The sequence below is a fragment of the Paenibacillus sp. 19GGS1-52 genome, from assembly GCF_022369515.1.
Classification (GTDB): Bacteria; Bacillota; Bacilli; order Paenibacillales; family Paenibacillaceae; genus Paenibacillus_AQ.
This window is the reverse complement of sequence record NZ_CP059724.1, coordinates 2,134,069-2,160,363: the sequence shown is the minus strand read 5'-3', so window position 1 is coordinate 2,160,363 and position 26,295 is coordinate 2,134,069. Positions and strand designations below refer to the sequence as shown.

Here is a 26,295-nt window from a genome sequence, read left to right as displayed (position 1 = left end):
CTCCTCCTGCTGACTTTTGCAGCTATCAACGTTTATATTGTCGGAATTGTTCCTCCGTCGATGACGTATTCACTTCCGATGATGGACGCCGCCCGATCTGACGCCAAGAAGGCAACAAGCTCAGCTACTTCTTCCGGTCGACCGGGACGGCCCAGCGGGATACCGCCAAGTGAATCCATCAGCATCTGGCGGGCAGCCGCATTATCCGTACCCGCACTCTTCGCCAGCCGTTCAATCAACCTCTCCGCAGCGGTTGTCTCGATAAAACCTGGCGCAACCGTATTGACCCGCACACCTAGTGGCGCGACTTGATTCGCCAGCCCCTTACTATAGGTGGTTAGCGCAGCCTTCGCCGCTGCATAGGCCAAAGTGCTGTCATATAGCGGTTGACGACGCTGGATTGAGGTGATGTGTATGATCACACCTGCACCTTGCTCCAGCATGGAGGGCAGCAGTCCGCGATCCAGACGAACAGCGGCGAACAAGTTCGCATTAAAGTCATGCTGCCAGTTCTCTTCACTAAGGGCAAGAACCCCCCTGCTGGCGCGGACGAACCGCCAACGTTATTGATTAATATATCTAAACCGCCGTAACGGCTCAATACGTCTCCAACTACTTTTTCTACACCTTCCGGAGTGCTGATATCTGCCTGGATGAACAGTTCAGCAGCTTGTCCCTCCACAGGTATGGAACGTGCGGTAGTAATCACTGTGGCCCCGGAGCGAACAAACCTTTTGACAATTGCCTCTCCCATACCCTTTGTTCCACCTGTAACCAAAATACGCTTGCCTTTAAATTCGTTCATTTCTAACGGAATTTCAACTGAAGCATTCATCACTTATTCCTCCTAATTGATACTGAGATCTATCAAAAGGGTAGCATAGTGAACTAGACAGCTTTATGTCATATTGTTTTAACTTACTTTTCCGTATGTACCAAATTGTAATCAAAGAGCCGCAAGTTCTTTGCAAGTAGATTTGATTTCATGCAAATATTCAGTTAATGTGCTAATGTCATAACGAAATAAAAATTGACTGTTGTTATCCTCAATCAGCTCTGTACAATCTATGGCTGGCTTCTCATTCCAGAGCTGATCCAGCTTTTTTTGCGCAATTTTTTCTTTTTGAGCGAGCAAGTTCAATAAATTCTCCGCTGACTCCAACCCATGCCTATGCAGCAATAAAATCACATCCAAATCATTTGCAGAATGATGAACCAGATGTCGAAGCTCTTTATTCAACTGTGCTACAAGCTCCGTTGGCCACTTGGACAAAATACATTCAATAATGTAATATAGCCAATCTTGGTCGGATGTATGTTCAATAATAACCCGTTTGATTTCTGGTATTAAGGGCTGGCCAATATCCCTTAGGAAATCAGCGATTACTTGATATCCCGGCCAATTAAGGTCCTGTATCCAAACGAGCAGCTCCGACAATATACTTTTCACCCTAGGATAGCCTATTGCCACTATTACCTCAGCCGCCCCATCCCAGTGTCCCTTAGTCAACGGTTGAATCAAACAGGATAATTCTTTCTCTCCAATTAGCTGTAACTGGTGAATAGCATTCGTTTTTTCCTCAGGAGTTTTATCCCAATATAAATCATTAATGTATTCTGCGATCGATTTCATACAATACACTCCTTCCCCCTCATAGCCTATCAACTTGCCCGGTCTTCAGATCGATAATCCAGCTCCTTGGATCATTCTGAGAAATGTAGAGGGGTTGTCCGCTTGCATCAATACAATAGGAGATTGGAATCGAAATCCCACAGTTTCTATAAGATCCATCCGCATGACTCGTCCCGATGATCACCGTCTTATACTTCAGAGCAATCATCGTAGCTGTTTCAATCCATTCTGCGAACTGCGCTTCACTGAACATTCCGACGCCAATCGGATGCGCAATAAAATCCATGTGCTCGGCTTGGCCCTCCAGCCCCATCAATCCCTGCAGTATTTCTACGCACAACAAATACCCAATCTGAAGATCATCCGCTTCCGCAACAGAAGGGCTATACAGCGGTTCATTCATAGGCGATTTAGCACGTTCTAATATGATTTTGCCGGAGGGGTGAATCATTAGTGCTCTGTCCTTCTTATAGCGGTCTCTATATCCGGTTATCACCAGTTTGTTGTATTGTTTGGCAATATCACATAGGACAGCTACGCCGTTCTCATCTGTAACGTAACCTTCCGGGTATAACACCGCGTCAAATAATTTCTGCTGCTGCAATTCTTCCAACAACTGTTCCAGACCTGATTCGTGGTTAGGCTGAGCTACAAGCACTCTCACAATAATCCCTCCAATTGATTGGATCTACAAGATAACTTCAATTAATAAGTTCCTTCACCACTTCGATACTTTGTTTAGCTCTATGATTCAAGGACCGCTTATCCTTGACCAGAAGCTGCTCCAGAGCGTGGCCGGGATCGATAATCAAAGGCTGTGAGATCACATCCTCAAGAATCTGCACCACAACTCGGCATGCATTAAACAGCAGTTCTTGGGAGATTACTTTTTTATGGGAGCGGATGATTTCTAACAGCTTTTCTGCAAACATCAACCTAACGATGCTGTCAGCACTCATCATATTGCGTGAAGCAAACGAAGTAGCTTTGTCCACAATTAGGCTATCCTGATAATTTTTCGAGAGGGTCTCCAGCGAAGAAATCGCATCCCAATCCCGTATGGATAACTGCTTGGAAAGCTCCACGACCACTTCATTAAGCCATTCAATTTCGGTTTCTCGAAGAATCTCGAATTTCTTATATTCCTCCAGAACACCTTCCCGGTGCATATTAAAAGAACTTCCTAAGAAGCGCGTATATAATTCTTTCGCTCTTTGTGTTGAATCTTCCATGTGACTACCACCTTATCCTTCTCATTATCCGTATCGTGCCGCAACACCCAAATCATATCCATTCACCCCTAACTTTTCAACAGCTACTCTTGTATACACAAAAAAACAGACCGCGAACTAGTTCCGCCTGTCAGTCCTTTAGTCATCTCAAATTATATAGTGAATTTCCTTCTATAATTTATTTCTCACAAGCAACAGCAATTGTGGTAAAATAATTCTTAATATTTTCGGAATAATTCAAGTTAATGTTGTCAAACGGAGGGGACCTAACCATGCCAAAAACCATTATACATAACAGCGACTTTTTTGTAGCGGCCTTATCGCAAACCTTTATTTCTGCCCTGCAGCTCGATCCTGACGGTATGTATGCGCAGGTGGGCATTGGGATTATTGAAAAATTCTCCGATGAATCCATCCGCCTCAAAAGATTCGACGGCTCGTATTCCCACTATGCCAGAGACATTACGAAATTCCAGACTAATAAAGGATAATGAACACAGCCTTATCTAACTCGACGGCTCTTGATTTTGTCCAATATAGGCGTATCTTCAACCTATGGTTCATAGAGATTAGGGAACAGTTGGGGTAATTCTGGGGATTTACGATTATAGGCAGTCTTTGTGTGTTCTTTTATTTGTGAACCCACATTATATCTATAGCCTAATATCTATAGCCCAAATAAAGCGAAAGCCCCTTTGGTAGCGGGCTCTCGCTTCTAATTTATATCCTTGCCGCCAGTATTTCACACAATGCCCCGAACAGCGAAGGCTCCAGTTCCAGAGATACAAGCGCAGCCGTAGCCGCTTCATGGACCCACTGTCAAGTCCTTATTCGCTTTGATTATTTCTTCAAGTGATACGGTACCGTAGTGATAATCACATTTCGACGGTAGAGCAAATGTGTGCGCAGCAGGAGACTGGATTGGTTATGCAGGATGTTGTGCCAGCCTTTTTTGGGAATGAATTGCGGGACGATAACCGATACCTGGTAATTAGATTCACTCGCCTTATGCTGCACTGTATCAATAAATTTAGTCAGTGGGTGAAGGATACTGCGATAGGGCGAATACAATGAAACCAGTCTAATATCCGGCTGCCATTTCTTCCATTTTGCTTCAAAAGCCAATTCATCTTCTCTTTCAAAGGGAACGTGAACGGCAATAATCTGATAAGCATTAAGGGATTTGGCATATTTTAACGAGTTCTCTACTACATGCGTGATCCCGGCTACAGGAACAATGATGATGTTTCCCTCAATCGGAAATGTGGGTTCACAATTCGAAATTCTCAGTTGGTCTGCAACCGACTCATAGTGCTTTCTAATTCGGTGGAAGAGCAGCAAGATCAGCGGGATAAAGATCAAAACAGGCCATACCTGCACAAATTTAGTCAAAAAGAACATCATCATGACTATAAAGCTAATAATGGCGCCCGTGGTGTTGATAATAAACTTTGTGACCCATCCTTCAGGTTTTTGACGAATCCATCTTACCATCATACCTGTCTGGGAGAGGGTGAACGGAATAAATACACCAATAGCATAAAGCGGGATCAGATGCTCGGTCCGGCCTTTAAACGCTATGATCAGGATAATGGACAAAAGTCCAAGTATCCCAATCCCATTGGAATAACCTAGACGGTCTCCACGAGCTGTGAACATTCTGGGAATAAACTTATCCTTGGCCAGATTAACCGCAAGTAGAGGAAATGCAGAGTAACCCGTGTTCGCAGCCAGAATTAATATCAATGCTGTTGTTCCTTGAATGATGTAATACATTATACCTCTGCCAAATATCTGTTCAGCAATATCTGAGACTACGGTAACTTCCTCGCGAGGTCTAATCCCGTAGTAATAAGCTAGAAATACAATCCCCGAAAATAATACAGCCAGCAGGCTTCCCATCGCCACTAACGTCTTCGCCGCATTGCTAGGGGCGGGGGACTTGAAGTTAGGAATCGCATTGGAAATGGCTTCAACTCCTGTTAAAGCCGAACTCCCTGAGGAGAATGCCTTGAGGAGCAAGAATAAGCTGATTCCGGCTACAGGAGTACCGAGGGGCGTGTGTAATGTAGGCGACACATGACCTGTTAAGATGTTAAATATGCCTACTCCAATTAAGATAAATATGGAGAGTACAAACAAATACACCGGATAAGCCAAGAATGAAGCAGACTCTGTTACTCCTCTTAAGTTCAAAGTCGTAATCAACAGTACAAATATGATCGCAATAATTACATTATAGGAATGTAAGCTTGGAAAAGCCGACGTTATCGCATCTGTACCCGCAGACACACTTACTGCCACGGTTAAGATATAATCGACCAGCAGTGAACCTCCGGCAATTAGCCCCGGATATAACCCCAAGTTTTCCTTTGAAACGACATAAGCCCCTCCACCATGAGGATAGGCAAAAATAATTTGTCTGTACGACAGAATAAGTGCCAGCAGCAGTATTAGTACCCCGATGGCAATAGGTATCGAATACCAAAAGGCTGCGGCACTTATCGTAACCAAGACTATCAGTATTTGCTCAGGACCATAGGCTACCGAAGATAAGGCATCTGATGAGAGAATGGCTAATGCTTTGGTTTTGTTTAGCTTCTGGTCGCCAAGTTGATCTGATTTCAACGGACGGCCAATTAACAATCTTTTTAAAGAAGACACCATTAGTTCACCCTCGACTTTTTTATTCTTATATTACCCATAGAATTGAACAATAATCTCTATGATACTACACTCATTATGTACAGATATCAAAAAATAAATTAAGAGCAAGAAAACAGACAGAAAAAAGACCATTCTTCTGTAAAATCGCTGGTACCTCAAAGCGACTTATGGAGGAACGGTCTTCTATTTTCGACCCAAATACTTTTATAATGGCGGCCTTTTGAACCCACCTGTTGCAGCCTCAAAGGCGTATGCCACACGGTAAACCATGGACTCATCCAAATGGCGGCCGATAATTTCAAGCCCCACTGGCAAAGGTTCAGAAATGGTATTGCCTGCGGAAACGGTCAATGCCGGGTGTCCTGTCAGATTAAAAGGTATCGTTCGCGACGAAATATCAAAGTTTCCTTGTTCAAATGATGGATCTTTCTCGGTAGCAGCAAAAGAAAATGTAGGGCATACAAGAACATCGACCTTGGTCAGGATTTCACTTACGGCTTCCGTCAATACCCTTCTTTGTTCTAGGGCTGCAAGATAAGCAACCGCCGAAATGTCATATCCGGCTTTAAGATTGGCAAAGGTCGAAGCGGAATAATCCAGTTCACGATCCTCATACCACTTTGCATGATGTTTAGACGCCTCCGACAAAAGTATAGGAATGGCGATCTGTTCGGCATTTTCGATAAAAGGCACTGAAACATCAAGTAGTTCCGCTCCCAGATCGCCAAGCTTGGCGATGGCGGCTAGCACAATGCTCTTTATCTGCGGATCGGCCACATTATCCGTCAACGAACGAATGATTCCGACCTTTACTCCATCGATGTCTCCGGTGAAGATCGACTCATAATGAAATCGTTGTAAGGATATAGCCTCGAGAATAATGGCATTGTCTTTGACGGTTCTGGTCAGCAGTCCAACATGATCCAGAGTGTCTGATAACGGGAAACAACCTGTCCGGGGTATAAGATCATAGGTAGGCTTCAGGCCAATTATTCCACAGAAAGATCCGGGAGCGCGAATGGACCCGCCCGTATCCGTACCAATGGAGGCATACCCAATCCCTGCACTGACGGACGCCCCCGAACCTGTGCTGGAACCACCAGCTACACGTTTTACATTCCACGGATTGTTAGTCTGCCCGTAATCAGGATGAACGAATCCAAAAGCAAATTCCAGCATATTCGTCTTGCCGAATAGAATTGCTCCCGCCTCGCGAAGAGCCTTATATACATACGCGTCTTCTTCCGGCACAAAGTCCTTCAAGATTCGCGAGCCCATGGAGGTACGTATACCTTTGGTGCTGAAGATATCCTTGAGCGAGATAGGAATCCCAGTCAATTTCCCAGCAGCCTCGCCCTTGCGGAAGATTTCTTCAGCCTTCTTGGCTTCTACAAGCGATTGTTCGGCAAGCACAGTTATAAAAGCATTCAGCTGTGGCTCCACTTCATCAAGCCGCTCCAATGTGGCCTTCATTACCTCGACTGGGGAAACCTCTTTACGCCGGTACATGCCGGATATCTCGTCAATTGTTGCGTACAACAGATCCATCTGATTTGAAAGAGTCAACCGTGCCGCCTCCCTATACTTAGCTTAATATAAAAAGCAGGCCACCTGGTGATCTGGACCAACTTCCTTCAACACTGGACGCTCAGCAGCACAACGGGCGAATGCTTGGGGACAGCGCGTATGGAATGGACAGCCATGCGGTGGATTAGCTGGACTTGGCACATCACCCTGCAGAACAATCCGCTCACGTTGCCCGGACCGTTTCGGCTGCGGAGCCGCAGACAGCAACGCCTGGGTGTAAGGATGCAGAGGCTTGTCAAACAAGCTTTTTTTGGATGCGATCTCGACCATATTTCCCAGGTACATCACACCCACTCGGTCGCTAATATGTTTGACTACAGCTAGATTATGCGAAATGAAGATATACGAAAGATTAAATTTCTGCCTGAGCTCGACCATAAGATTCAATATTTGTGATTGAATCGAAACGTCCAGCGCCGATACCGCCTCATCCGCCACAATCAGCTTCGGATTCAGTGCAAGCGCACGGGCGATGCCGATCCGCTGGCGTTGACCGCCTGAGAATTCGTGGGGATACCGGAAACGATTCTCTGCCCGCAGGCCAACCGTCTCTAGCAACCGACTGACTTCGGCATCCATATCCGATTTGGAAGACAATATGCCGTGTATACGGAAGGGCTCGGCGAGCAGGTCGTGGATCGTCATTTTGTGGTTCAGCGACGAATAAGGGTCCTGAAACACCATTTGGAAATCTCTGCGCATCTTCCGTAAGCTGGATGGGTTCATAGCCGCAATATCCTGACCCGCAAATAGGATAGAGCCTTCCGTCGGTTCCGTCACTCGCATGATCATCCGGCCCATCGTCGATTTCCCACAGCCAGATTCTCCGACGATACCGAGTGTTTCACCGGAGTTCAACGCAAACGATATGCCATCTACAGCTTTCACTTGGCCGACAGTCCGACGAAGGAAAGGCGATTTGATCGGAAAATACTTTTTCAGGTTGCTGACTTCCAATAAAGGCTCTTTCATGCTTCCACACCTTTCTCTACGAGAATACAGCGGACAAAATGCCCCGGCCTTACTTCCCGTAATTCTGGCAGCTTCTCTTTACAAGCCGACTGCACAGAATCGCAGCGGTCCGCAAAACGGCAGCCGGGAGGAAACGCAGCGGCGCTCGGAACCGTTCCCGGGATCGAATACAGCACATCCTTCTCGTCTTCCAATAAAGGTATCGAGGCGAGCAGTGCCTTTGTATACGGGTGCAGCGGCATTTCGAAAATAACATCCGCATGCACGTTCTCCACAACCTGTCCGGCATACATGACAACAACATGATCCGCCATCTCTGCAACAACGCCCAAGTCATGAGTAATCAGAATAATAGAGGTGTTCAACTCATCCCGCATTTTCTTCATCAATTCCAGCACCTGAATCTGAATGGTAACATCCAGGGCTGTGGTAGGTTCATCCGCAATCAGTAACTTCGGTTCGCAGACCATCGCCATTGCGATCATCACCCGCTGGCGCATGCCTCCGGACAGCTGATGGGGATATTCCTTGACGATTTGCTCCGGACGCGGAACACCGACAAATTGGAGCATGTCTACAGCCTTCATATGAGCTTCTTTACGGGATAGATGACGGTGACGCAGGAGTACTTCTGCAATCTGCTCACCTACTTTCATGACAGGGTTCAGTGCAGTCATTGGTTCCTGAAAGATCATCGAAATCCGGTCGCCCCGAATGTCAGCCATCTTCTTATCCGACAGCTTGGTTAGATCTACGCCTTCAAATCTCACCTCACCTTCGACGATGTTCCCCCCCGGTTTGGGGAGCAACTGCATAATGGATAGCGAGGTGATACTTTTACCGCTCCCCGATTCACCTACTATACAGACAATTTGCCCTTCATCTATTTCAAGGTCAATGCCATCCACAGCACGAATGACCGCATTCTTCGTCCGAAAGTAGGTTTTCAGGTTACGAATTTCCATCAGTTTTTTTGCCATGACAACCCCCTCCTTTCAGAATTATCACTTCAATTTTGGATCCAGAACATCGCGCAGCGATTCGCCCAGCACACTAAAAGCCAACACTGTCAGCAAAATCAGCACACCCGGGTAAACAGCCAAAACGGGCGAAGTCCAAATGTAATTCTGGGAATTCTGGAGCATATTGCCCCAGGACGCAAGCGGTGGCTGAATGCCAAGTCCCAAATAAGAGAGTCCTGATTCCGCCAGTATCGCCCAGCCGATACCAAGTGTGGCCAGCACGATTATGGAAGAGTAGGTCTGTGGGATAATATGCCTGAACAAAATACGCCAAGGGCTAGCTCCAAGTGTGATTTCCGCCTCAACAAGACTGCTGCTGCGCCATTTCAACACTTCAGCATGAACGATACGAGCCATCTGAGGCCAATAGGTCAGCCCTACAGAGAAAATAATCACCTGTGCGCTGTTGCCAAAAGACGTAACAATTATCAGAATCAGAAAAAATGACGGAATCGACAGCATCATATCTACGATCCGCATAATCAAATACTCCGTGGTGCCACCAAAGAAACCGGCAATCGAGCCCATTAATCCGCCGACCACAACAGCAAATACCATCGCCGCAAGACCTACAAGCAGTGTAATTTTCCCACCGGCGACAAGTCGCGACAATTCATCGCGGCCGAGCTCATCCGTTCCCATCCAGTGCAGCGCACTCGCGGGTTGTGTAGCCGAGATTGGGTCCGTTTGCGTTGGAGAATGGCTTAGTATGAACGGGCCCAGAGCGACTAATAAATAAATGAATAGTAAATAAAAGACAGCAATCTTACCGAGTATAGACAGGTTTTTGAATGTTTTCAGGAAATTCCGCACTCTGCTAGGCGCTGCAGAAGCTACGGGACTATAAGTTTCCCCTTTTACAATAGCTGGTTTAGTCATAAGCGAATCCTCGGATCCAGAATGGTATATAACAGATCCGTTATAATATTGGTAACAATTACTATAGTACCAACCAGCATGGTAACGCCCATTACCATTGTATAATCACGATTAACCGCGGCCTGAACGGCTAGACGGCCCATGCCCGGCCAGCCAAAAACATTCTCCACAACGACTGCCCCACCGAGCAAAATCGGAATGATCAGCCCGATAATCGAAGCGATCGGAACGAGCGCGTTGCGAAGTGCATGTTTGAAAAAAACACTGAAGCTACGAAGTCCCTTTGCTCTTGCTGTCCGTACATAGTCCAGATCAATGACATCGACCATGGCCGAACGAGTGAATCGGATGATATTCGGCAGCATCAGGATGGATAGAGTCAGCACCGGGAGCACCATATGTCTAAACAGATCCCCAAAAGCAAAATCACCGCCTGCAATCGCCATGCCGGAAGCAGGAAATACCGGATAGATTACAGCAAACACAATAACCAGCAGAATTCCCAACCAGAACTCAGGGACGGCCATACCGAAAGTAGAGAAAAAGGTAATCACCCGATCGACCCAACTCCCTCTTTTAACCGCTGCATATACACCGAGTGGAATGCCGATGACCAAAGTAAAGATGAGTGTTCCACCAGCCAGAATAAGCGTATTAGGAAATCGTTCTGCAAGCAGAGTGGATACCGGCTGCTGGGAGTCGAGCGAGTTGCCAAGATCGCCCTGGACGACACCGCCAAGCCAATCTGCATATCTTTCCACGACTGGTTTATCCATGCCAAGCTGCTTGATCAGCGCTTGCCGCTGCTCATCAGTGGCTCCAAAGCTCATGATTGCCGAAGGCCCCCCGGGAGCCAGATTGATTAGAAAAAAGGTCAAAATCGAAACGAGAAATAAGGTAAGAAATCCCTGACCTATCCGCATCACTAAAAATCGGGACATAAGGTGCCTCCTCCCTTTCTTCCACGGGCGTAAAGAAATAGCTTCCTCCACACCCGTGACCAGAAAGTACTTTTACTCTTGAACGGTCCATTCTGTAACATGGTTTTCTGCAACAGCGATAGAAGCTGGTGGTACTACAAGACTTTTTTGAGTAGCAATAGCTATGTTTGGATTCCACAAATACAGATAGGGAAGCTCTTCGGCCGTTAATTCTTGGACTTGATTGTAGATCTTCACTCTCTCTTCATCCGTCGATGCTTTGCGGCCGTCTTCCAGCAGCTTGTCCATGGCAGGATTGCTGTAACCCGGAATATTGTTGCCTTTATCCACAGCGTTCGAGTGATAGTAAGCTAGAACATCGGGATCTACTGGCGCACGCCACCAGGCAATCGTGGCATCGAATTCATGATTTTGCACAACCTTCTCCACATAGGTATTCCAATCCATCACCTTCAGGTCAACCTTGATGCCAATGGCCTCCCAATACTGCTGAACCAACTGAGAAGTTTGCAAAAGAACACCATATTGCCCTGCTGGCATATTGAGCTCGAATACTTTCCCGTCTTTCTGCATGAAACCATCCGAGCCTTCCTCATAACCCGCTTCTTTCAGGAGTTCTTTAGCTTTTGCCGGATCATATTCATAAGTCTTTACATTACTGTCGTAATACTTCTCTTGCAGCGGAGCGATCGGACCGGTTGCCGGTTTACCGTAACCCTTCAGTACACCGGTGATAATCGCGTCACGGTCGATAGCATACAAGAGTGCTTGACGCACTTTTACGTCCTTAAAGCGATCTTGTCTTTGATTGACCGCCGCCCAATAATAGTTATTATCAGACACTTCACTAACCGTCAGATTCGCATTCGCCTTCAGTTTGTCGAGCAGGTTCGGGTCCTCCACAGTTAACAGCGACAGCGAACCAGACATCATCTGGGCAACCTGGCTGTTCATATCGGGAACAATTTGAAAGACGATTTTAGCGATATTGGCCTTTCCTTCGAAAAAGTCTGGATTACGCTCCAGTTCGACGGATTGGCCTGGGCTGTACTTCGCCAAGACGTATGCACCCGTGCCAACCGGATTCTCTTTATTGAAGGAAGTCAGTTCCCACGGGTTATCATGTCCTGCGAAAATATGCTCCGGAAGAATCTTGGCAAACCAGGCCAGATAATTCGGCAGTGAAGACCATGGCTGTGTCAGCACAAACTTTACCTGAGTATCGCTCACTTTAGTGACTTCTTTGACAGCAACGAAGTTCGAAGAGTTCGCTGCCCCTAAATCTTTGTTCAGAACGATCTTATTGAAGGTATAGACAACATCATCTGCCGTAAATGCCTCTCCATCAGACCATTTAACATCATCACGCAGATTGATAATCCAAGTTAATCCATCTTCGGAAGGTGTCCAATCGGTGGCAAGCGAGGGTGCTGGTTGATAATCCAAGCCCCATTTCGTCAACCCGCTGAACAACAGTTCCGTAATTGGCTCTGATTCCACGAATCCGGTTGGTGACCAGGGATTGAAGTTGGGGTCCGCAACAGTGGCCATTGTGATCGTCGCGTTAGTATTGCCAGTGCCTGCGCTGGCTGTCGGCGTAGCTGCATTGCCGGACCCGGCATTTGCATTGGTTGGAGTCACTTCATTGGCTTTGTTATTGCTCGAAGAACAACCAGATATAACCAGTATGACGGCCAAAATACCGATGTACAAAATGTTAAAGAATGATCTCGTTGTTTTCATAAAGCGAGTGACCTCCTTAGATATGCAAACGTGTTATTTATTTTCCGCTTCTCGGAATGTATCCGAGGATTCTTGAAATCTTGCCTGCCGCCTCAAGGGTCATCTGTCCGAACCCGGAAAGATCATCCGGATTCACCCGGCTGATAGGGCCACCGGCGCTGATTGCTCCCACTACATTACCTGCCTTATCAAAAATCGGGGCCCCGACACCGATCGCTCCCAGCTCAAAATCCTCGAGGCTGATGCTGTACCCACGTTTGCGGGTTTCTTGCAATTCCACTCGCAATACATTAGGATTCACTTCTGTTTTAGGGGTCTGTTTCTGATAAAAAGGCATCATCCCAAGCTCTTTTTCCTGTTCCTCTACAGACAGAAAAGCAAGCATGGCTTTAGGACCCGCTCCGGCGATAAGCGGTGTTCTGTGCCCCAGCCGGGACATTAAACGTACACCTTGTTTACTGTGACGCCGGGCTATAATGGTAGATTGTCCTTCAAACAGGATACACAGATTAACCGTTTCACCCGTCTCTTGCTGCAATTGCTCCATAATGGGTGGAGCCACTTCTTCAAGCGGCGCATCCGGTTCTGCGGCAACAGCCAGATTGTAAGCCATAGCTGTGACCACATAAAATCCGTCAGGTTCCATCCGCAGCATGCCGAATTCCTCCAATGATTTCAGACTCCGGAAGATCTGATTCTTAGACAATCCCGTTACCTCTTCTAATTCTCCAATACTGAATCGATAAGGTGGTTCGCAAAATGAAAACAATATCTGCAGTGTTTTCATCACCGACTCGATGGTATAACGCGATTCCACTGACTTACCTTCTACAACAGCCGTTTCAATTTTAGTCATATGCTCCCCCCTTCATTTGTTATTAAACATTACATATCTAGTTAGAAAATATTACAAAATGATTAAAATTTAAATCATTTTTGTCTATTGTATATGCACTCATTTGATTTAGTCAAACAATATTTATAATATTTTGTGTTTTTCCCCTCATTTTCAACAATAATCGACAAATAGAGTTAGATAAGTTGACAATTAAATGAGAAATGTAGTTTACTACAATCAAACATGTTTTATTTTAAATTTGAAATGAAAGGAAGGTAAATTGACATGCTTAAAAAATTGACTGTCAACGGGGTTACGCTCTGGGTAGAGGATCAAGGTAGCGGTCCAGCAATCATTACCCTTCATGGAGGCCCTGGAATGGGTAGTAGGCATGACGACGCCAATGTCTTTGGCACATTTGCCGCTGAAGGCTATCGAGTAATTTCTTATGATCAGCGAGGCAATGGAAATTCGGATGGCGCAGAGCCCTACAGCCATGAACAATTTAATGCAGATACGGAAGCACTCCGCCAAGAGCTTGGACTCGACAAAATTGTTATAGTCGGCGGTTCTTATGGAGGGTTTCTGGCGCTTGAATACGCGCTTCATTATCCCGAGAGTGTAGCTGGTGTCGTGCTGCGGGATACGGCAGCTTCAAGTGCTTTCCAATTCATCGCGCATAAACGTGCTATGGATAGCGGCCTGCCAGGAATTACGCAGGAAATGCTTAACCGCCTGTTCGGTGGGCAAGTGAAGGATGATGAAGAGTTTCGTTCTATGTATCAAGCTATTTTGCCGCTTTATTGGGTCTCCTACACACAAAAGGATTTAGATGATCATCTCGATTCCATCACTTTCCGTGCCGACACCCATAACTGGGCGTTTTCTATAAATCAACCGAAGTACAATCTGGTGGACAAGTTGAAAACGATCCAAGCGCCTACACTCGTCTTATGTGGACGTCATGACTGGATAACTCCATTGGAAGCCTCAGAAGAAATCGCTAGCGAAATTCCTAACAGTAAATTAGTCGTATTCGAGAACAGCGGTCATTCTCCACAGAATGAGGAACGCGAGAAATTCCTCGGAGAAGTCCGCCAATTCCTCCAACAAGTAGCACCCACATTCTAACAGCAGAAAGAGAAGTGACCTATCCAATGAACAAGAAAAACTATCGTGGCTATACCTCCTATCAATATCTTGAAGCTGGCGTTGATTTCAAGTCCTTCGAACTTGTTAAAGAAACGACTTTATTCCCGGATTACATCATACCGGTCTCCGCAACTGAGGAAGCAAGAGCTCAGAAGCTAATGCAGGATAACATTGTTATTTCCTTGCATGAACATACCTTCAAAGCACCGGTCGACCTTAACACTTTTCTGGAATTCCGCCGTTGGGGCCGCGACTTCACAGGCTATGAAGGGCTCGCCCGTTCCGGACTAGATTGTGTATTCGACAATCTGATGAATGGAACAGCTATGATTACCTCACGCGGCGGTTGGAAGTGGGATGACATCTTGTATGACCTTGGCATGCGACTCAGCGATATTGCCCATCAGGATATGGTCATTGTCGGTTTGACTACAGATGATATCTACAAAGCCAAACACAATGGGCAAGTTGCCTTTGTTCCTTCACTTGAAGGTGCGGCCATGATTGAGAATGAACTCGACCGTCTGGATATTCTTTACGGCTTCGGTGTTCGCTGCATGGGGATCGCCTATAGCGAGGGCAATGCCCTGGGCATGGGCCTCAAAGAGAAGAGTGGCGGGCTGACCGCTTTTGGCAAACAAGCCGTTCGCCGTATGAACAAATTAGGCATTGTCATCGATGTCTCACATTCTAATGAAGAAACATCCCTCGATACCATTGAATACAGCGACAAGCCAATCTTCATTACCCATGCAGGAGCACGTGCCCTATGGGATACGGCGCGCTTGAAATCGGATGAAGTGATTAAAGCCTGCGCCGCCAAAGGAGGCGTTGTCGCCATTGAAGCCGCGCCACATACTACTCTCACTGTAAATCATCCTCGCCATAATATTGAATCTTTCATGGAGCATTTCGAATATTGTGTTAATCTGGTGGGAATCGACCACGTGTCCTTTGGACCAGATACATTATTTGGTGACCATGTCGCCATCCATAAAGCCCTAGCCTCGGCTCTGTCACTTTCCGCTTCTAAGGGCAACCTGCCCTATGAGCCTGTAGAATATGTACAAGGTCTGGAGAACCCCGGTGATTGCTTCCCGAATATCGTGCGTTGGCTGGTAAAACACGGCTATTCCGATACCGATATCGCCAAAGTCATCGGCGGCAATACCATGCGGGTACTGGAAGAAGTATGGTGGAATCCGAAAAAACAAGGCCATGGCCCCAATCAGGACTAAATTCACACATTAAAAATGCCTTCTTCGATGTTATGAAGAAGGCATTTTTTTATTCGTAATACAGATATTATTTAAGCGTCTCCACGAGATTCGTTCCATGCTCTTTATCCTCATCTCCAGTTTCACGATAGCTGGAAGGCAAAGGTTGTTCATCACATCCTGAATTAAATCCGATTCCTGCCCCCCGGGTCATGCCGAAATCCATCAGCGTGTCTAGCTCTTGCAGGTTGTGCCCATGAAGTGCAGGTGTGGCTGGACTTAACCATAAATCCTTGTCTGAATGAGTGGGCTGATCATGATCAAGCTTGCTTCGTATAACTCTGAAATCCTGTTGTAATGATACAGCGCAAATCCTGTCTTGCTTAATAAAACCATGACATAACCAAATTATTAAACGGCTTATAGATTGAAATAACAAGAAGCAACGGACTAGGGACGTTGACCTTGTATAAGGCGCATGCGGTCGCCCCAATCCCCGTGATCCAAAATATGGAGTACACGCTTAGGTCACGAAGTCGGCGCTTACGCATTAATGATGGCAAATCAAGAGCTACACAACCCGCAGCAATCGCTAAAAATAACAATAACACCATTTCGCTTCACTCCTTGATTTCATCAAAAAAAGATTTATCCGTTGTGCCGACCCGGTTAATTATTACGTTAGCTTTGTAATGTATGGGCAACGACTTTAAGTAATCGTCACCTTTTTCATGTTGCAGCCTTGACCAAGCCTTGGGGCTGGTATGGTAGATCAATTGTCCGAATCCCAGAATATCAACATTGTAGCGTTTAATAATTTGTTCGACGGCATTTTGCATCCGCCCTAGGATCCGCTTCTCCGTGGCACTTTCCAATTTTCTAATGGTACTTTCCGCCTCCAGATTTTCTTTGCTCTGCACTTCTTCAACATTGCAAATCGCTTTAACGTTAAGGTAAATATGTGGCTCTCCATCGATGAATTTAACTTTACGGTGGGTTGAAGTCTTCAGCGCCTCGATGATTATAGGCTTCCCGTCTTCCCCTGTTACAGAGCCCGTATTTGTAATTACCTTGTCGATGATATAGTTGTAACCGATCGTCTCCTCATCATCCAGCCAACCGATCAGCTTGTCTTCTTTGAACACAGCTACACTATGATAAGACAATCTTGCTTTAGGCGTGATCCGTTCTATATTGGTTTTATCCCCTCCTTCACTGGAATCACCTACAACTTCTACTCCCGTCAGCACAGGATTTTTCCCTTCGTCTAACAAGTCCTCAATGAACTTATCCAGCGTGACCGCGACCGTTTTGGCCGAAATTCTATAGGATTTGTCCAGGGAACTAAATAATTTGTTGGCCGGCAATTTATCCAACGGGGTGAGGACATTCAGGACATTTTCGGCGGTGGTGCCTTCAGCAACCATAACGTAGAAATCCATGCGTGGTTCCCGGCTTCTTTTGAAGATATCCAGTGTCTCGCTCACGCCCGCCCGGGCAAGCTCTTCTCCAATAACCAGCACCCTTATATGACCAAGATAACCCCTTCTCGCACTTTCCAAGTTAAACTGACGCTGAGCTTCATACATCGTAGGCACCGTGAATTTATAAAGAACTACCGGGACTCCACCACCTCCACCGCCTCCAACCGCCTGCGAACTAATTGCGGACGGAATAACCACCTGATACGTAATGGTATAGCCAGACTCGGCCTTATCGAGACCGATTCCCAGTACAATGGCGATTTCATTTAGTTCGTGCCTTTCCCAACATCCGCTGAGCACCACTGGAATCAGCAGGGCAAGCAGCAAGCGGGCTATGACTTCACTTGTTTTTCTTTTCATTTGCAGCTACCTCATGATTGGATGTACCTTGACGGGTTAGGTCTTGTGTTTTATTCTCTTCAGGCCTTGTTTTCAACAGAGGCCATGGAAATCGAAATATCGAGTCCTTCAAATCATTTGAATTATAGGGTCCGAACGGACTCATGTAGGGCATTCCGAACGAACGCAAGCTCGCCAAATGCAGCACGACTACAATAATACCGCATAAGATTCCGTACAATCCGATAAATCCGGCTAGGACAATAAGTACAAAACGGATCATACGCGCAGCTACCGCCATCCCCGTCTCCGGAATTACAAAACTTGAAATCGCCGTAATGGATACAATGATTACCATGGCGGATGAAATAAAGCCCGCTGCAACTGCCGCTTGCCCAATAACCAGTGTACCGACTATGGAAATCGCCTGACCGATATTTTTAGGTATTCTCACTCCTGCTTCCCGCAAAATCTCATAAGTCAGCTCCATGAACAGCGCCTCCACAAAAGCTGGAAAAGGGACACCTTCCCGTTGGGCTGCCAAACTAATCACAAGAGTGGTAGGGATCATCTCCTGATGATAGGTAGTAATCGCAACATATAGAGAAGGCGCAAGCAAAGTAATGAAAAATGAAATAAATCGAACAAACCTCAGCAAAGTAGAAATATCGGATCTTTGGTAATAATCTTCGGCCGACTGAAAAAAGGCCACAAAAAATGTGGGGGCCAGCAGTACAAAAGGAGTTCCATCGGTAAGAATGGCCACTTTGCCTTCCAAAATTCCCGCTGCGATCGTATCGGGACGATCACTATTGTATAGGGTAGGGAAAGGCGTAGCCGCCTTATCCTGAATAAACTCCTCGATATATCCGCTCTCCAAAATACTATCCGTATCAATCTTTGTCAGTCGACGCTTAACCTCCAGCACCAAATCTTTGTTCGCTAAGTTACTGAGATACATGATGGATACGCTGGTCTGAGTCACCTTGCCGATCTGATAGGTTTCCAGCCATAAATGGCTGTCTTTGATTTTCCGCCGGACCAGCGCTGTATTCGTCCGCAAGTTTTCGGTGAACCCTTCCATCGGCCCCCGCACAACCGTTTGCGAACTTGGCTCACTTACATTGCGGTCCTCCCAGCCGGGCAACCCGATCCGCAGTGCGGTGGATGTCCCGTCCAAGAGCAGCATGACATTGCCGGACAACATATCGTGGACAAATTGGCTGTAATCATGAATTACGGAGAGATCGCCGGCCATCAATATCCTTTTCTTCATCATCTCAATCTTCTGCTCGGGATCGAGCTCCCGCAGCAGTTCGGAGGAACTGCTGTCCTGCAGCGAATACAAAATCGAGTTATGAAACAACTGTGTATCCACAAGACCGTCTATGTAAATCAAAGAGACATGAGTATCCTGCTCCAACTGCAACTCTTTTATCACCAAATCTGAGCTTTCACCCAACAATTTATGCAGCTGCTCAATGTTGCTTTCCAACCGGCAAGATAATTTACCAATCTCCGTATCATTCATGTTGCAGCCTCCACTTCCCGTAAGCAAGCTGCCTATAGTTTGGTGCAAATATTGATAATTATTCCTGAACCTAGATTATAATCCCGGATAGCATAATTCTGGCAACAACAACCATACTAAGGAACTAAAGTGAAATATTATGAAAATAATTACACAGCAGATGAGGAGGTACGATATGGGTCTGGAGAAAGATCGGATCAGCACAAGTCAAATGGTTATACTCGGTCTGTTCACATTCATTGGGGATATGGCACTTGTGTATCCTACGACAATGACAAGTGGAGCCAAGCAAGATGCATGGATTGCGGCTTTGATTAGTATTCCACTCGGTCTGGCACTCGTTAAGCTGATGATAACTCTGGCCAACATTGATCCAAACAAAAATATTATCGAACTGAGCCTGCAAATTTTGGGGAAATGGGTCGGAGGGGCTGTGGCTTTGTACTATTTATTTTTCTTCCTGCTTGCGGCCTCTACCTATGTCAGAGAAATTGAAGATTTTATGTGCACACAGATTTACGAAAGGACACCAGGCGAAGTCATCCGTTTCATGGCTATTGTCCTGTTGGTATACGGCTTGCACCTTGGCCTGGAAACATTGGGCCGGGCAGCCCAGCTTTTTTTCCCTTTGTTCGCAATATTCCTGATGAGTCTGCTGCTTCTGCTGTTTCCGCAAGTCCAATTGGACCGCTTGTACCCCATCCTTAACACACCCTTGCCTGACATGCTTCACACCATTATGTTTGGCGTTTTTTATCCTTTCGGAGAACTTTGTGTGTTTTTCATGGTATATCCCTATGCCCGGAAGCATAGCAAAACAAGCCGGGATATTTTCATAGCCTTGTTCCTCGGGGCGGTTGGACTAAACCTCATTTTATTCCTTTCCCTTACGGTCTTAGGTGTTTTTTCCTCGGAACATCAATTTTACGCATCTTATATCCTGGCTCAAAGAATTAATATTGCCAATTTCCTGCAACGGATTGAAGCTTTTATGGCTATCACATGGATTATCAGCACCTACTTCAAAACAGCGCTCTATTTCTACGCATTTACTTTGGGTACAGCCCAACTGTTAAAGCTCAAAAGCCACCGCCCCCTGATTTTCCCTGTCGGGTTTCTGATTTTTGGGCTTACCCAATTGATTGCTAAAGACATTATTTTCTATATCAAAGAAATCCCTGTCTACTGGGTGGATTGGGATTTCACCTATGCTTTCGTTCTGCCGCTCATGATGTTAATTGTTTATCATATCAGGAAACGGCTTGCTACCAACTCTTCATAAAAGAGACCTAAAAATGACTCCATTTACAGTCATAGTTACGAAACGCTACAACTATCAAACTACTATAATTATTGGGAATATCGTCCTCTAAAGAGGATTTTCCATTTGGATTACACAGACGGAGATGCAATCGATCCCTTCGGTTCCTCTTCACTACTCGTATGTTTTAGTTTTTTATTAAAAATAATAAATAACGTGAGTCCCATTATGCTCATAATCACCTCAGTCACAGTCATGGACCAGATCACACCATGCAAGCCGAAGAAGTAATGCAAGGCGATAAGCATCGGGATATACAATACGCCTTGAGTTATCGACATAACCCCCGTCGCCATCCCTTGTCCGGTCGATTGGAAGATACTTGTGAATAAACCGGTGAATCCGTTAAATAAGGCTGAGATCAGCATAGCCACTAATATAGTGGTTCCTACACTCAACACCGAAGGATCATTTGAGAAGAGATGAATAATGCTTTTTCTGAAAAGATAAACCAAACCTACAAACACAATAGAAATGCTTCCGATGTAGACAAAAGCATATGTAATGCCTGAGTGAAGTCTGGCTAGGTTCTTACTGGCAAAATTAAAGGCAAAGAGCGGAATCAGGCCCAGGAATAAGCCCATCGACAGAAATTCTGGTACCTGAACAATTCTTAATGCTACCCCAAATCCAGCTACCACGCTGTCCCCATATTCCATGGAGAAGTTATTCAATAACAGGGTAGTGACAATGATGAAAGCAGCCTGAAATAACTCAGACACACCTATCTTATAAATTTCTACTTTGTCTTTGAAGGAGATCTTGAAATAGCGCAAAAATCCTCTGAGATGCTCACTTTTCTTCTCCAAGAAATAGATGTAATAAATGGCGGAACCCATATTCGCTACAATCATACCCAGTGCGGCGCCAGCCACATGCCAATTCAGCACTAGAATGAAGAGCGGATCAAAGATCAAACTGAGGGCTGTACTGATAAATATTCCATACATCGATTCTTTGGAGGCACCTCCCGAGCGCACAAGTTGTTCCAAGGCAAAATTCAGCACAATGGTGAATCCACCCGCAAAAAGAGTGATCACATAGGTTCTCGTGTAATCAAAAGTAGCTGCATCCGCACCCAACAGCCGCGTGATCGGGTTAATCGCCAAAAAAGCAACGAGGGCGAGCAGAATACCGGCAATCAAACTTCCATAAAAGGCATATCCGGCAATCCGCTTGCCTTTCTCCGCCTCTTTTTGCCCAGCCAAACGTGTAACAAAGGTTCCGCCGCCTACCCCGAGCACGTTCCCAACGGCCATCAAGACTGTAAAAATGGGCAATCCCAGCGTAATCGCCGTCAGCATACTGGTGTTGTGCAATAGGCCGATAAAATAAGCATTAATGACATTGTAAATGGTTCCGACAGACATCCCTATCATCATAGGAATAGATAAATGGGCAATAGCCTTCTTGATCGGCGCCGTTTCTAAATAATATTGATTCGTAAATTCTTTGGTCATCGTCAGTCCTCCAAACGTAGTTATAAGCTTGATCTCACTTTTATTAATAAGGATTGTAAGGTTTCAACTTCTTCTGGGCTCAGGTTGCTGGTAATGCTTGCTTCTACTTCAGTGAAAATCTGATTAAACTCTTCTACTAAAAGAGCACCTTTTTCCAAAACATAAATATTTTTTTGCCGTTCATCCTTCTCCGATACTACACGCTCAATATAGCCTTTTTTCTCCAGCCCCTGAAGCATACTGGTAATGCTGGCCCCTCTTCTGTTCGAGTGTTCCGCCAAGTCCTTTTGAATAACGCCTTTCTCTTGATTCTCATAGATATAACCGATCAAACGTCCCTGCGGAGAGTTTAGGTCCAGCTCATTCAGCCTCTCATCAGCCGTCCTTTTTATTTTCATGCCCACCTCTCTGAACAAATCCGAAAAAGGCGTATTTAAAATGGTCCTGCTCATTGAAATTACCCCCTTATGCACTTTAGTTAGAAGTCTAAGTAATATGGATATCATAATACATAGATTTCTAACTGTCAATGATCTAACCTTTATTCTAATGCTCTACACAACAAAAACTCCTCTCCAGAACCTGTGGTTAGACAAGTACTGAAAAGGAGTATGATTAAGAACGTTACACCCTGAGCTTCGTGCAGTATTAAAGCGGATTAGGTACAAAGCTACCCCCGCGACAGTGCTTCAAATAATTCAGCGCATGGACCTGACCGGTCATTTCTAGCTCGTCCCGGTAGACAGGATCATGAAAACCTTCGATGTCGATGGTGCCTTTATAGCCGGCCTGGCGCAAAATGGTGATGATATCGACCCAGTTGGTGTCGCCAAAGCCTGGTGTCCGGTCCCAAACATACTGTTTTGGACCATGAATGCCATATTCCTTGACAATATCCCAAGCGATGGTGGCATCCTTGCCATGTACATGGAATATCTTGTCCATCCATTTGCGCAGCTGTGGAATCGGATCAATCAGTGCGATCATCTGATGGCAAGGTTCCCATTCCAGACCCAGATTGTCGGCCGGAACAGCGTTGAACATTTTCTCCCAAGCTGTAGGGTTGTGGGCGATGTTCCACTCACCAGTTTGCCAGTTTCCTCCCATGGCACAATTCTCAAAAGCAATTCTAACTCCTCGGTCAGCTGCTCTTTTTGACAGTTCACCGAATATCTCTGCAAATTTAGGTAGCGACTCGTCAATCGACATCCCAGGCAGCCGTCCGGTAAATCCGCATACCAGATCCGTGCCGAATAAATGTGCATGATCAATCAGACGCTCCCAACTGGCCAAAGTATCGGCATGGTCACCTGTACCTGCGAGCGGATTACCATACACCCCAACCGAAGAGATTACAAAATCATGCTCAGCGGCCATTTCTCGTAATTGCGCAGCCGTCTCTACAAGATTTGTGTCACCAGTGTTCTGCCAAAAGTTTAAGTTGAACGATTCGAAACCATGCTGAACAATTTGCGGAATGACTCTGAGCGCTTCTCCGCCTCGTACTAAAGTACCTATTCTCAATGTATCTTGCATCTCATTCACCACCCCGATATTGGTTTATATGAAGGTCGAGCAGAATTTTCTAATGAGTATTGATCATCTTGCAGGAACCTCGTTTGAGCAATACTGCATCATAGACAATATGCTGGTTGCCTGAGCGTTTGGAAATCAGGTCAAAAAGGACACCCACGCTGGATAAAGCCATTTCTGTGCCCGGTTGGCTGATCGTATCGAGAGAAGGATGATAATATTCAGCCATCTCAATGCCATCAAAGCCGATGATCGAGATATCATCGGGAATAGACAGGCCAGCGGTAAGCACAGCCTTGGCCGAGCCCATGGCAATCGTATCAGATGCTGCAAAAATAGCCGTTACTCCCTTGTTCTTGTTGAGCAGTCTTCGTGTAGCATTAAACCCCGAGCTTGGGCTGTATTCACAATCTTCCACCAGTTGAGAATCGTAAGGAAGATTATGCTCCTCTAACGCTTGTTTGTAACCCAGGAATCGGCGATTACCTGTAGTTTCAATCAGTAACGGTGATTTCGCCAGGAAGCCAATATTCGTATGACCAAGTGAGATTAAATAATTGGTGGCCTTGTAGGCCTCCTTAAATTCATTGATAATGACACTTGAGAATAAGTCAGGGTCAACCTCTTGGGTGGTGGTAATCGTCGTCAGCACGAAAGGAATATTCAGTTGTCTGAACTTCTCTTCGGAATGATTATAGGTACCGCCCATGAAGATAATTCCGCAAAGATTTTTTTCCTTAACCAACTGCACAGCTGCTGTAATTTCATCCGTTCCGTCCTCAACTTGATGGATGAGAAAGGGGTAACCCCGTAAGTTGACCTGACGTTCAATTTCCCTGATCATGTTGGCGAAGAAGGGATTGGTAATCCCCTTGACCATGAGTGCAATATTTTTAGATTGGGTAGTTTTTAAATTCCGCGCATTGGAATTGGGAACGTAATTATATTCCTTGACCACATTCAGAACTTTCTCTCGTGTGGCCTTGCTTACCAGTCCCTTATTGTTGATTACCCTGGAAACCGTTGAGATGCCGACACCGGAAATCCGCGCGATATCCTTAATATTTACGTCCACTAAACTCCCCCATTTATGGGTAAGGGAACTATAGTTAATACTATAGCTCCCTTACACCTTTAGTTTCCTTTATTTAGCAGGAACAAATTCAGCAAGTTGTTTTTCTACTTCGGCAATGACCTTGTCAACTCCTGCTTTTTTCAGCTGATCGCGGTATTCTGCAACCGCTTCTTTTGGTGATTTGCTTGTTTTGCCAAGCATCAGCTGAATACCAAGCTGTGAGTTCACGTTGGAAATGGAAGCGATTTCTGTTGTCACATTCGCTGGATCAAAGCTAAAGCCACTGTAAGGATCATTAATAGCCACTTTATCCCAATCAGCGAACAGGGTGTTGCGAATAGGGTTTTCTGTATCACTTGGAATCACAAATTTATCATTTCTCAATGACCAAGCTGAGAAACCGCCGCCATCTGTTTTTTCATTGAAGCCTGGAGGGTTCTTCTTGACACCGTTTTCGATGACATATTGCTTGCCTTCAATTCCGTATTGAATAAGGTTGTAGTAGCTTTCATCGGTCATAAACTTCTCAATAACCATCAGTGAGCGTTCTGGATTTGCCGAACTTGTGCTGATAACGGTAGAGTTATCTACGCCCAATTTACGTTTGATCTTCTTATTAGCTTCAGCGAAGGTAAAGAAGTAAGGATCAGATGTTGGCTGTGACTTCAAATCTGCACCATATTGGCCAATCCAGTCCTGAGCATGGGTCATATAACCGGCAGAGTTTGCTGCTCTAAAGTTATCTTTGCCACCCAGACTTGAGGAAAGAATATCTTTCTCCCAATACCCTTTATCCGCCCATTCACGCATCTTCACTGCCCAATCTTCAAACTCCTGGGTGAAAGCTGGATGCATGACGGTTTTATAGTCCTCAGGACTTTTGGTAACCAGGTTAAGCTCATTTAAAGAGATACCAGGTGCATCAAGCCACATATCAGTGGTATCTACCAGCATTCTGAACATATTCTGTGCATCTTCCGCTTTACCATTAAGTGGCGGGAAAGATTCATTAGCGACAACATTATCCATGTATTTCGTCATATCATCCAATGAGGTAATTTTGTCCATGCCGTATTTCTTCAGCAAGTCTGAACGATAGGCATAACCAGCTGGAGTGAATTCGCTATATAAACTAGGAACCCCATAGATTTTGCCTTTATATTCGGTGTTCTTCCATACACTTTCAGGAATTTCCGCTTTCAGCTTAGGAGCCACTTTGCCGAGCATATCCGTGATATCCACTAAAGCGCCTTGGCTAGCTAATGTAAAATAAGAAACTGGCGCTCCAGGAGAGGCATGCGACATATCAAACTCTTCACCAGAAGCGAATAACAACGGGTATTTAGTAGCCGTATCCGGCCAATCAATATATTTCACTTCAATGGTAGCGTTCAGATCTGCCTTAAGTTTCTTGTTAATTTCCGCAAGAATGGCCTTGTTGGCAACACCTTCACTGCCCCAGAGGTAATACACTAACTTGGCTTCCTTGGAAATATCAACGCCGCCAACTTCAGTTGCTGCTGCCGGAGTTCCGGAAGCATCCGGAGAAGTGTTGGAATCACTTTCCTTGTTGGATGAACAGGCTGACAATAAACCGGTAAGCATGAGAACGGCAATTAATGAAGACACAATCTTTTTACCTTTCATTTAGGTAAGCCTCCCTTTTCTA

23 protein-coding genes and 1 pseudogene are annotated in these 26,295 nt (G+C 45.5%); 4 read left to right on the top strand and 20 right to left on the bottom strand.

Features of this window, described 5'->3' with window-relative positions:
• Positions 1–32: 32 nt before the first annotated feature.
• The 4 genes and pseudogenes from H1230_RS10100 to H1230_RS10085 form a co-directional block, all read right to left on the bottom strand.
• A pseudogene (locus H1230_RS10100) lies at positions 33–835 on the bottom strand (SDR family oxidoreductase).
• A gap of 111 nt (positions 836–946) precedes the next feature.
• Positions 947–1,633 (bottom strand): DUF5071 domain-containing protein, encoded by a 687-nt coding sequence (locus H1230_RS10095; protein WP_239715344.1) that lies wholly within the window; start codon positions 1,631–1,633, stop codon positions 947–949.
• A 19-nt stretch (positions 1,634–1,652) separates the two neighbouring features.
• Entirely contained in the window at positions 1,653–2,297 is a 645-nt protein-coding gene (locus tag H1230_RS10090) for a hypothetical protein (RefSeq protein ID WP_239715343.1), read from the bottom strand.
• Positions 2,298–2,334: 37 nt separating this feature from the next.
• Positions 2,335–2,865, bottom strand: coding sequence for a hypothetical protein (locus tag H1230_RS10085; RefSeq protein WP_239715342.1), 531 nt, complete (start codon positions 2,863–2,865; stop codon positions 2,335–2,337).
• Positions 2,866–3,137: 272 nt separating this feature from the next.
• Here H1230_RS10085 and H1230_RS10080 point away from each other — a divergent pair, with 272 nt between their 5' ends.
• Entirely contained in the window at positions 3,138–3,356 is a 219-nt protein-coding gene (locus tag H1230_RS10080; protein WP_239715341.1) for a hypothetical protein, read from the top strand.
• Between the two features lie 349 nt (positions 3,357–3,705).
• Here H1230_RS10080 and H1230_RS10075 read toward each other — a convergent pair whose 3' ends face one another.
• The 8 genes from H1230_RS10075 to H1230_RS10040 form a co-directional block, all read right to left on the bottom strand.
• Positions 3,706–5,532 (bottom strand): APC family permease, encoded by a 1,827-nt coding sequence (locus H1230_RS10075; RefSeq protein WP_239715340.1) that lies wholly within the window; start codon positions 5,530–5,532, stop codon positions 3,706–3,708.
• Between the two features lie 204 nt (positions 5,533–5,736).
• Positions 5,737–7,098, bottom strand: a complete 1,362-nt coding sequence (locus tag H1230_RS10070) for an amidase (RefSeq protein ID WP_239715339.1) — start codon at positions 7,096–7,098, stop codon at positions 5,737–5,739.
• 24 nt (positions 7,099–7,122) lie between these two features.
• Positions 7,123–8,091: an ABC transporter ATP-binding protein gene (locus H1230_RS10065; protein ID WP_239715338.1), complete on the bottom strand. Its 969-nt coding sequence runs from the start codon at positions 8,089–8,091 to the stop codon at positions 7,123–7,125.
• Positions 8,088–9,071, bottom strand: coding sequence for an ABC transporter ATP-binding protein (locus H1230_RS10060; RefSeq protein ID WP_239715337.1), 984 nt, complete (start codon positions 9,069–9,071; stop codon positions 8,088–8,090). Before H1230_RS10060 ends, H1230_RS10065 begins: the two co-directional genes overlap by 4 nt.
• 24 nt (positions 9,072–9,095) lie before the next feature.
• A complete protein-coding gene (locus H1230_RS10055) occupies positions 9,096–9,992 on the bottom strand; it encodes an ABC transporter permease (RefSeq protein WP_239715336.1) in 897 nt (298 codons plus the stop codon).
• Positions 9,989–10,933, bottom strand: a complete 945-nt coding sequence (locus tag H1230_RS10050; protein WP_239715335.1) for an ABC transporter permease — start codon at positions 10,931–10,933, stop codon at positions 9,989–9,991. Before H1230_RS10050 ends, H1230_RS10055 begins: the two co-directional genes overlap by 4 nt.
• Before the next feature lie 72 nt (positions 10,934–11,005).
• Positions 11,006–12,676 carry an ABC transporter substrate-binding protein gene (locus H1230_RS10045; RefSeq protein ID WP_239715334.1) on the bottom strand — a complete coding sequence of 557 codons (1,671 nt, stop codon included), beginning with the start codon at positions 12,674–12,676 and terminating at the stop codon, positions 11,006–11,008.
• 37 nt (positions 12,677–12,713) lie between these two features.
• Positions 12,714–13,532: an IclR family transcriptional regulator gene (locus H1230_RS10040; protein WP_239715333.1), complete on the bottom strand. Its 819-nt coding sequence runs from the start codon at positions 13,530–13,532 to the stop codon at positions 12,714–12,716.
• Between the two features lie 267 nt (positions 13,533–13,799).
• Here H1230_RS10040 and H1230_RS10035 point away from each other — a divergent pair, with 267 nt between their 5' ends.
• Positions 13,800–14,645 (top strand): alpha/beta fold hydrolase, encoded by an 846-nt coding sequence (locus tag H1230_RS10035; protein WP_239715332.1) that lies wholly within the window; start codon positions 13,800–13,802, stop codon positions 14,643–14,645.
• Positions 14,646–14,671: 26 nt separating this feature from the next.
• The gene (locus tag H1230_RS10030) at positions 14,672–15,904 is read left to right on the top strand and encodes a dipeptidase (RefSeq protein WP_239715331.1); all 1,233 of its coding nucleotides are present in this window, start codon (positions 14,672–14,674) and stop codon (positions 15,902–15,904) included.
• A 67-nt stretch (positions 15,905–15,971) separates the two neighbouring features.
• Here the strand turns inward: H1230_RS10030 and H1230_RS10025 are convergent, their stop codons facing one another.
• The 3 genes from H1230_RS10025 to H1230_RS10015 all read right to left on the bottom strand — a co-directional run bounded on the left by H1230_RS10025 (position 15,972) and on the right by H1230_RS10015 (position 19,237).
• Positions 15,972–16,109 (bottom strand): hypothetical protein, encoded by a 138-nt coding sequence (locus tag H1230_RS10025; RefSeq protein ID WP_239715330.1) that lies wholly within the window; start codon positions 16,107–16,109, stop codon positions 15,972–15,974.
• A gap of 394 nt (positions 16,110–16,503) precedes the next feature.
• Positions 16,504–17,727, bottom strand: coding sequence for a Ger(x)C family spore germination protein (locus H1230_RS10020; RefSeq protein ID WP_239715329.1), 1,224 nt, complete (start codon positions 17,725–17,727; stop codon positions 16,504–16,506).
• On the bottom strand, positions 17,708–19,237 hold the full coding sequence (locus H1230_RS10015) for a spore germination protein (protein WP_239715328.1): 1,530 nt from the start codon (positions 19,235–19,237) through the stop codon (positions 17,708–17,710). The genes H1230_RS10020 and H1230_RS10015 overlap by 20 nt, the downstream gene beginning before the upstream one ends.
• A 175-nt stretch (positions 19,238–19,412) precedes the next feature.
• On the opposite strand from H1230_RS10015, the gene H1230_RS10010 reads away from it, so the two are divergent.
• Positions 19,413–20,519: a GerAB/ArcD/ProY family transporter gene (locus tag H1230_RS10010; RefSeq protein WP_239715327.1), complete on the top strand. Its 1,107-nt coding sequence runs from the start codon at positions 19,413–19,415 to the stop codon at positions 20,517–20,519.
• Positions 20,520–20,629: 110 nt separating this feature from the next.
• Here H1230_RS10010 and H1230_RS10005 read toward each other — a convergent pair whose 3' ends face one another.
• The 5 genes from H1230_RS10005 to H1230_RS09985 form a co-directional block, all read right to left on the bottom strand.
• Positions 20,630–22,018 (bottom strand): MATE family efflux transporter, encoded by a 1,389-nt coding sequence (locus tag H1230_RS10005; protein WP_239715326.1) that lies wholly within the window; start codon positions 22,016–22,018, stop codon positions 20,630–20,632.
• A 20-nt stretch (positions 22,019–22,038) separates the two neighbouring features.
• Positions 22,039–22,470 carry a MarR family winged helix-turn-helix transcriptional regulator gene (locus H1230_RS10000; RefSeq protein ID WP_239715325.1) on the bottom strand — a complete coding sequence of 144 codons (432 nt, stop codon included), beginning with the start codon at positions 22,468–22,470 and terminating at the stop codon, positions 22,039–22,041.
• A 196-nt stretch (positions 22,471–22,666) separates the two neighbouring features.
• Entirely contained in the window at positions 22,667–23,554 is an 888-nt protein-coding gene (locus H1230_RS09995) for a sugar phosphate isomerase/epimerase family protein (protein WP_239715324.1), read from the bottom strand.
• A 49-nt stretch (positions 23,555–23,603) separates the two neighbouring features.
• A complete protein-coding gene (locus H1230_RS09990) occupies positions 23,604–24,626 on the bottom strand; it encodes a LacI family DNA-binding transcriptional regulator (RefSeq protein WP_239715323.1) in 1,023 nt (340 codons plus the stop codon).
• A 69-nt stretch (positions 24,627–24,695) separates the two neighbouring features.
• Entirely contained in the window at positions 24,696–26,273 is a 1,578-nt protein-coding gene (locus tag H1230_RS09985; RefSeq protein WP_239715322.1) for a DUF3502 domain-containing protein, read from the bottom strand.
• Positions 26,274–26,295 lie beyond the last annotated feature (22 nt).

Bases quoted from the DNA above. Each gene is read 5' to 3' on its own strand.
- H1230_RS10095 (WP_239715344.1), bottom strand. From the start codon at position 1,633: ATGAAATCGATCGCAGAATACATTAATGATTTATATTGGGATAAAACT.
- H1230_RS10085 (WP_239715342.1), bottom strand. From the start codon at position 2,865: ATGGAAGATTCAACACAAAGAGCGAAAGAATTATATACGCGCTTCTTA.
- H1230_RS10080 (WP_239715341.1), top strand. From the start codon at position 3,138: ATGCCAAAAACCATTATACATAACAGCGACTTTTTTGTAGCGGCCTTA.
- H1230_RS10075 (WP_239715340.1), bottom strand. From the start codon at position 5,532: ATGGTGTCTTCTTTAAAAAGATTGTTAATTGGCCGTCCGTTGAAATCA.
- H1230_RS10065 (WP_239715338.1), bottom strand. From the start codon at position 8,091: ATGAAAGAGCCTTTATTGGAAGTCAGCAACCTGAAAAAGTATTTTCCG.
- H1230_RS10060 (WP_239715337.1), bottom strand. From the start codon at position 9,071: ATGGCAAAAAAACTGATGGAAATTCGTAACCTGAAAACCTACTTTCGG.
- H1230_RS10055 (WP_239715336.1), bottom strand. From the start codon at position 9,992: ATGACTAAACCAGCTATTGTAAAAGGGGAAACTTATAGTCCCGTAGCT.
- H1230_RS10050 (WP_239715335.1), bottom strand. From the start codon at position 10,933: ATGTCCCGATTTTTAGTGATGCGGATAGGTCAGGGATTTCTTACCTTA.
- H1230_RS10045 (WP_239715334.1), bottom strand. From the start codon at position 12,676: ATGAAAACAACGAGATCATTCTTTAACATTTTGTACATCGGTATTTTG.
- H1230_RS10040 (WP_239715333.1), bottom strand. From the start codon at position 13,532: ATGACTAAAATTGAAACGGCTGTTGTAGAAGGTAAGTCAGTGGAATCG.
- H1230_RS10035 (WP_239715332.1), top strand. From the start codon at position 13,800: ATGCTTAAAAAATTGACTGTCAACGGGGTTACGCTCTGGGTAGAGGAT.
- H1230_RS10030 (WP_239715331.1), top strand. From the start codon at position 14,672: ATGAACAAGAAAAACTATCGTGGCTATACCTCCTATCAATATCTTGAA.
- H1230_RS10025 (WP_239715330.1), bottom strand. From the start codon at position 16,109: ATGGATTTCGGCATGACCCGGGGGGCAGGAATCGGATTTAATTCAGGA.
- H1230_RS10020 (WP_239715329.1), bottom strand. From the start codon at position 17,727: ATGAAAAGAAAAACAAGTGAAGTCATAGCCCGCTTGCTGCTTGCCCTG.
- H1230_RS10015 (WP_239715328.1), bottom strand. From the start codon at position 19,237: ATGAATGATACGGAGATTGGTAAATTATCTTGCCGGTTGGAAAGCAAC.
- H1230_RS10010 (WP_239715327.1), top strand. From the start codon at position 19,413: ATGGGTCTGGAGAAAGATCGGATCAGCACAAGTCAAATGGTTATACTC.
- H1230_RS10005 (WP_239715326.1), bottom strand. From the start codon at position 22,018: ATGACCAAAGAATTTACGAATCAATATTATTTAGAAACGGCGCCGATC.
- H1230_RS10000 (WP_239715325.1), bottom strand. From the start codon at position 22,470: ATGAGCAGGACCATTTTAAATACGCCTTTTTCGGATTTGTTCAGAGAG.
- H1230_RS09995 (WP_239715324.1), bottom strand. From the start codon at position 23,554: ATGCAAGATACATTGAGAATAGGTACTTTAGTACGAGGCGGAGAAGCG.
- H1230_RS09985 (WP_239715322.1), bottom strand. From the start codon at position 26,273: ATGAAAGGTAAAAAGATTGTGTCTTCATTAATTGCCGTTCTCATGCTT.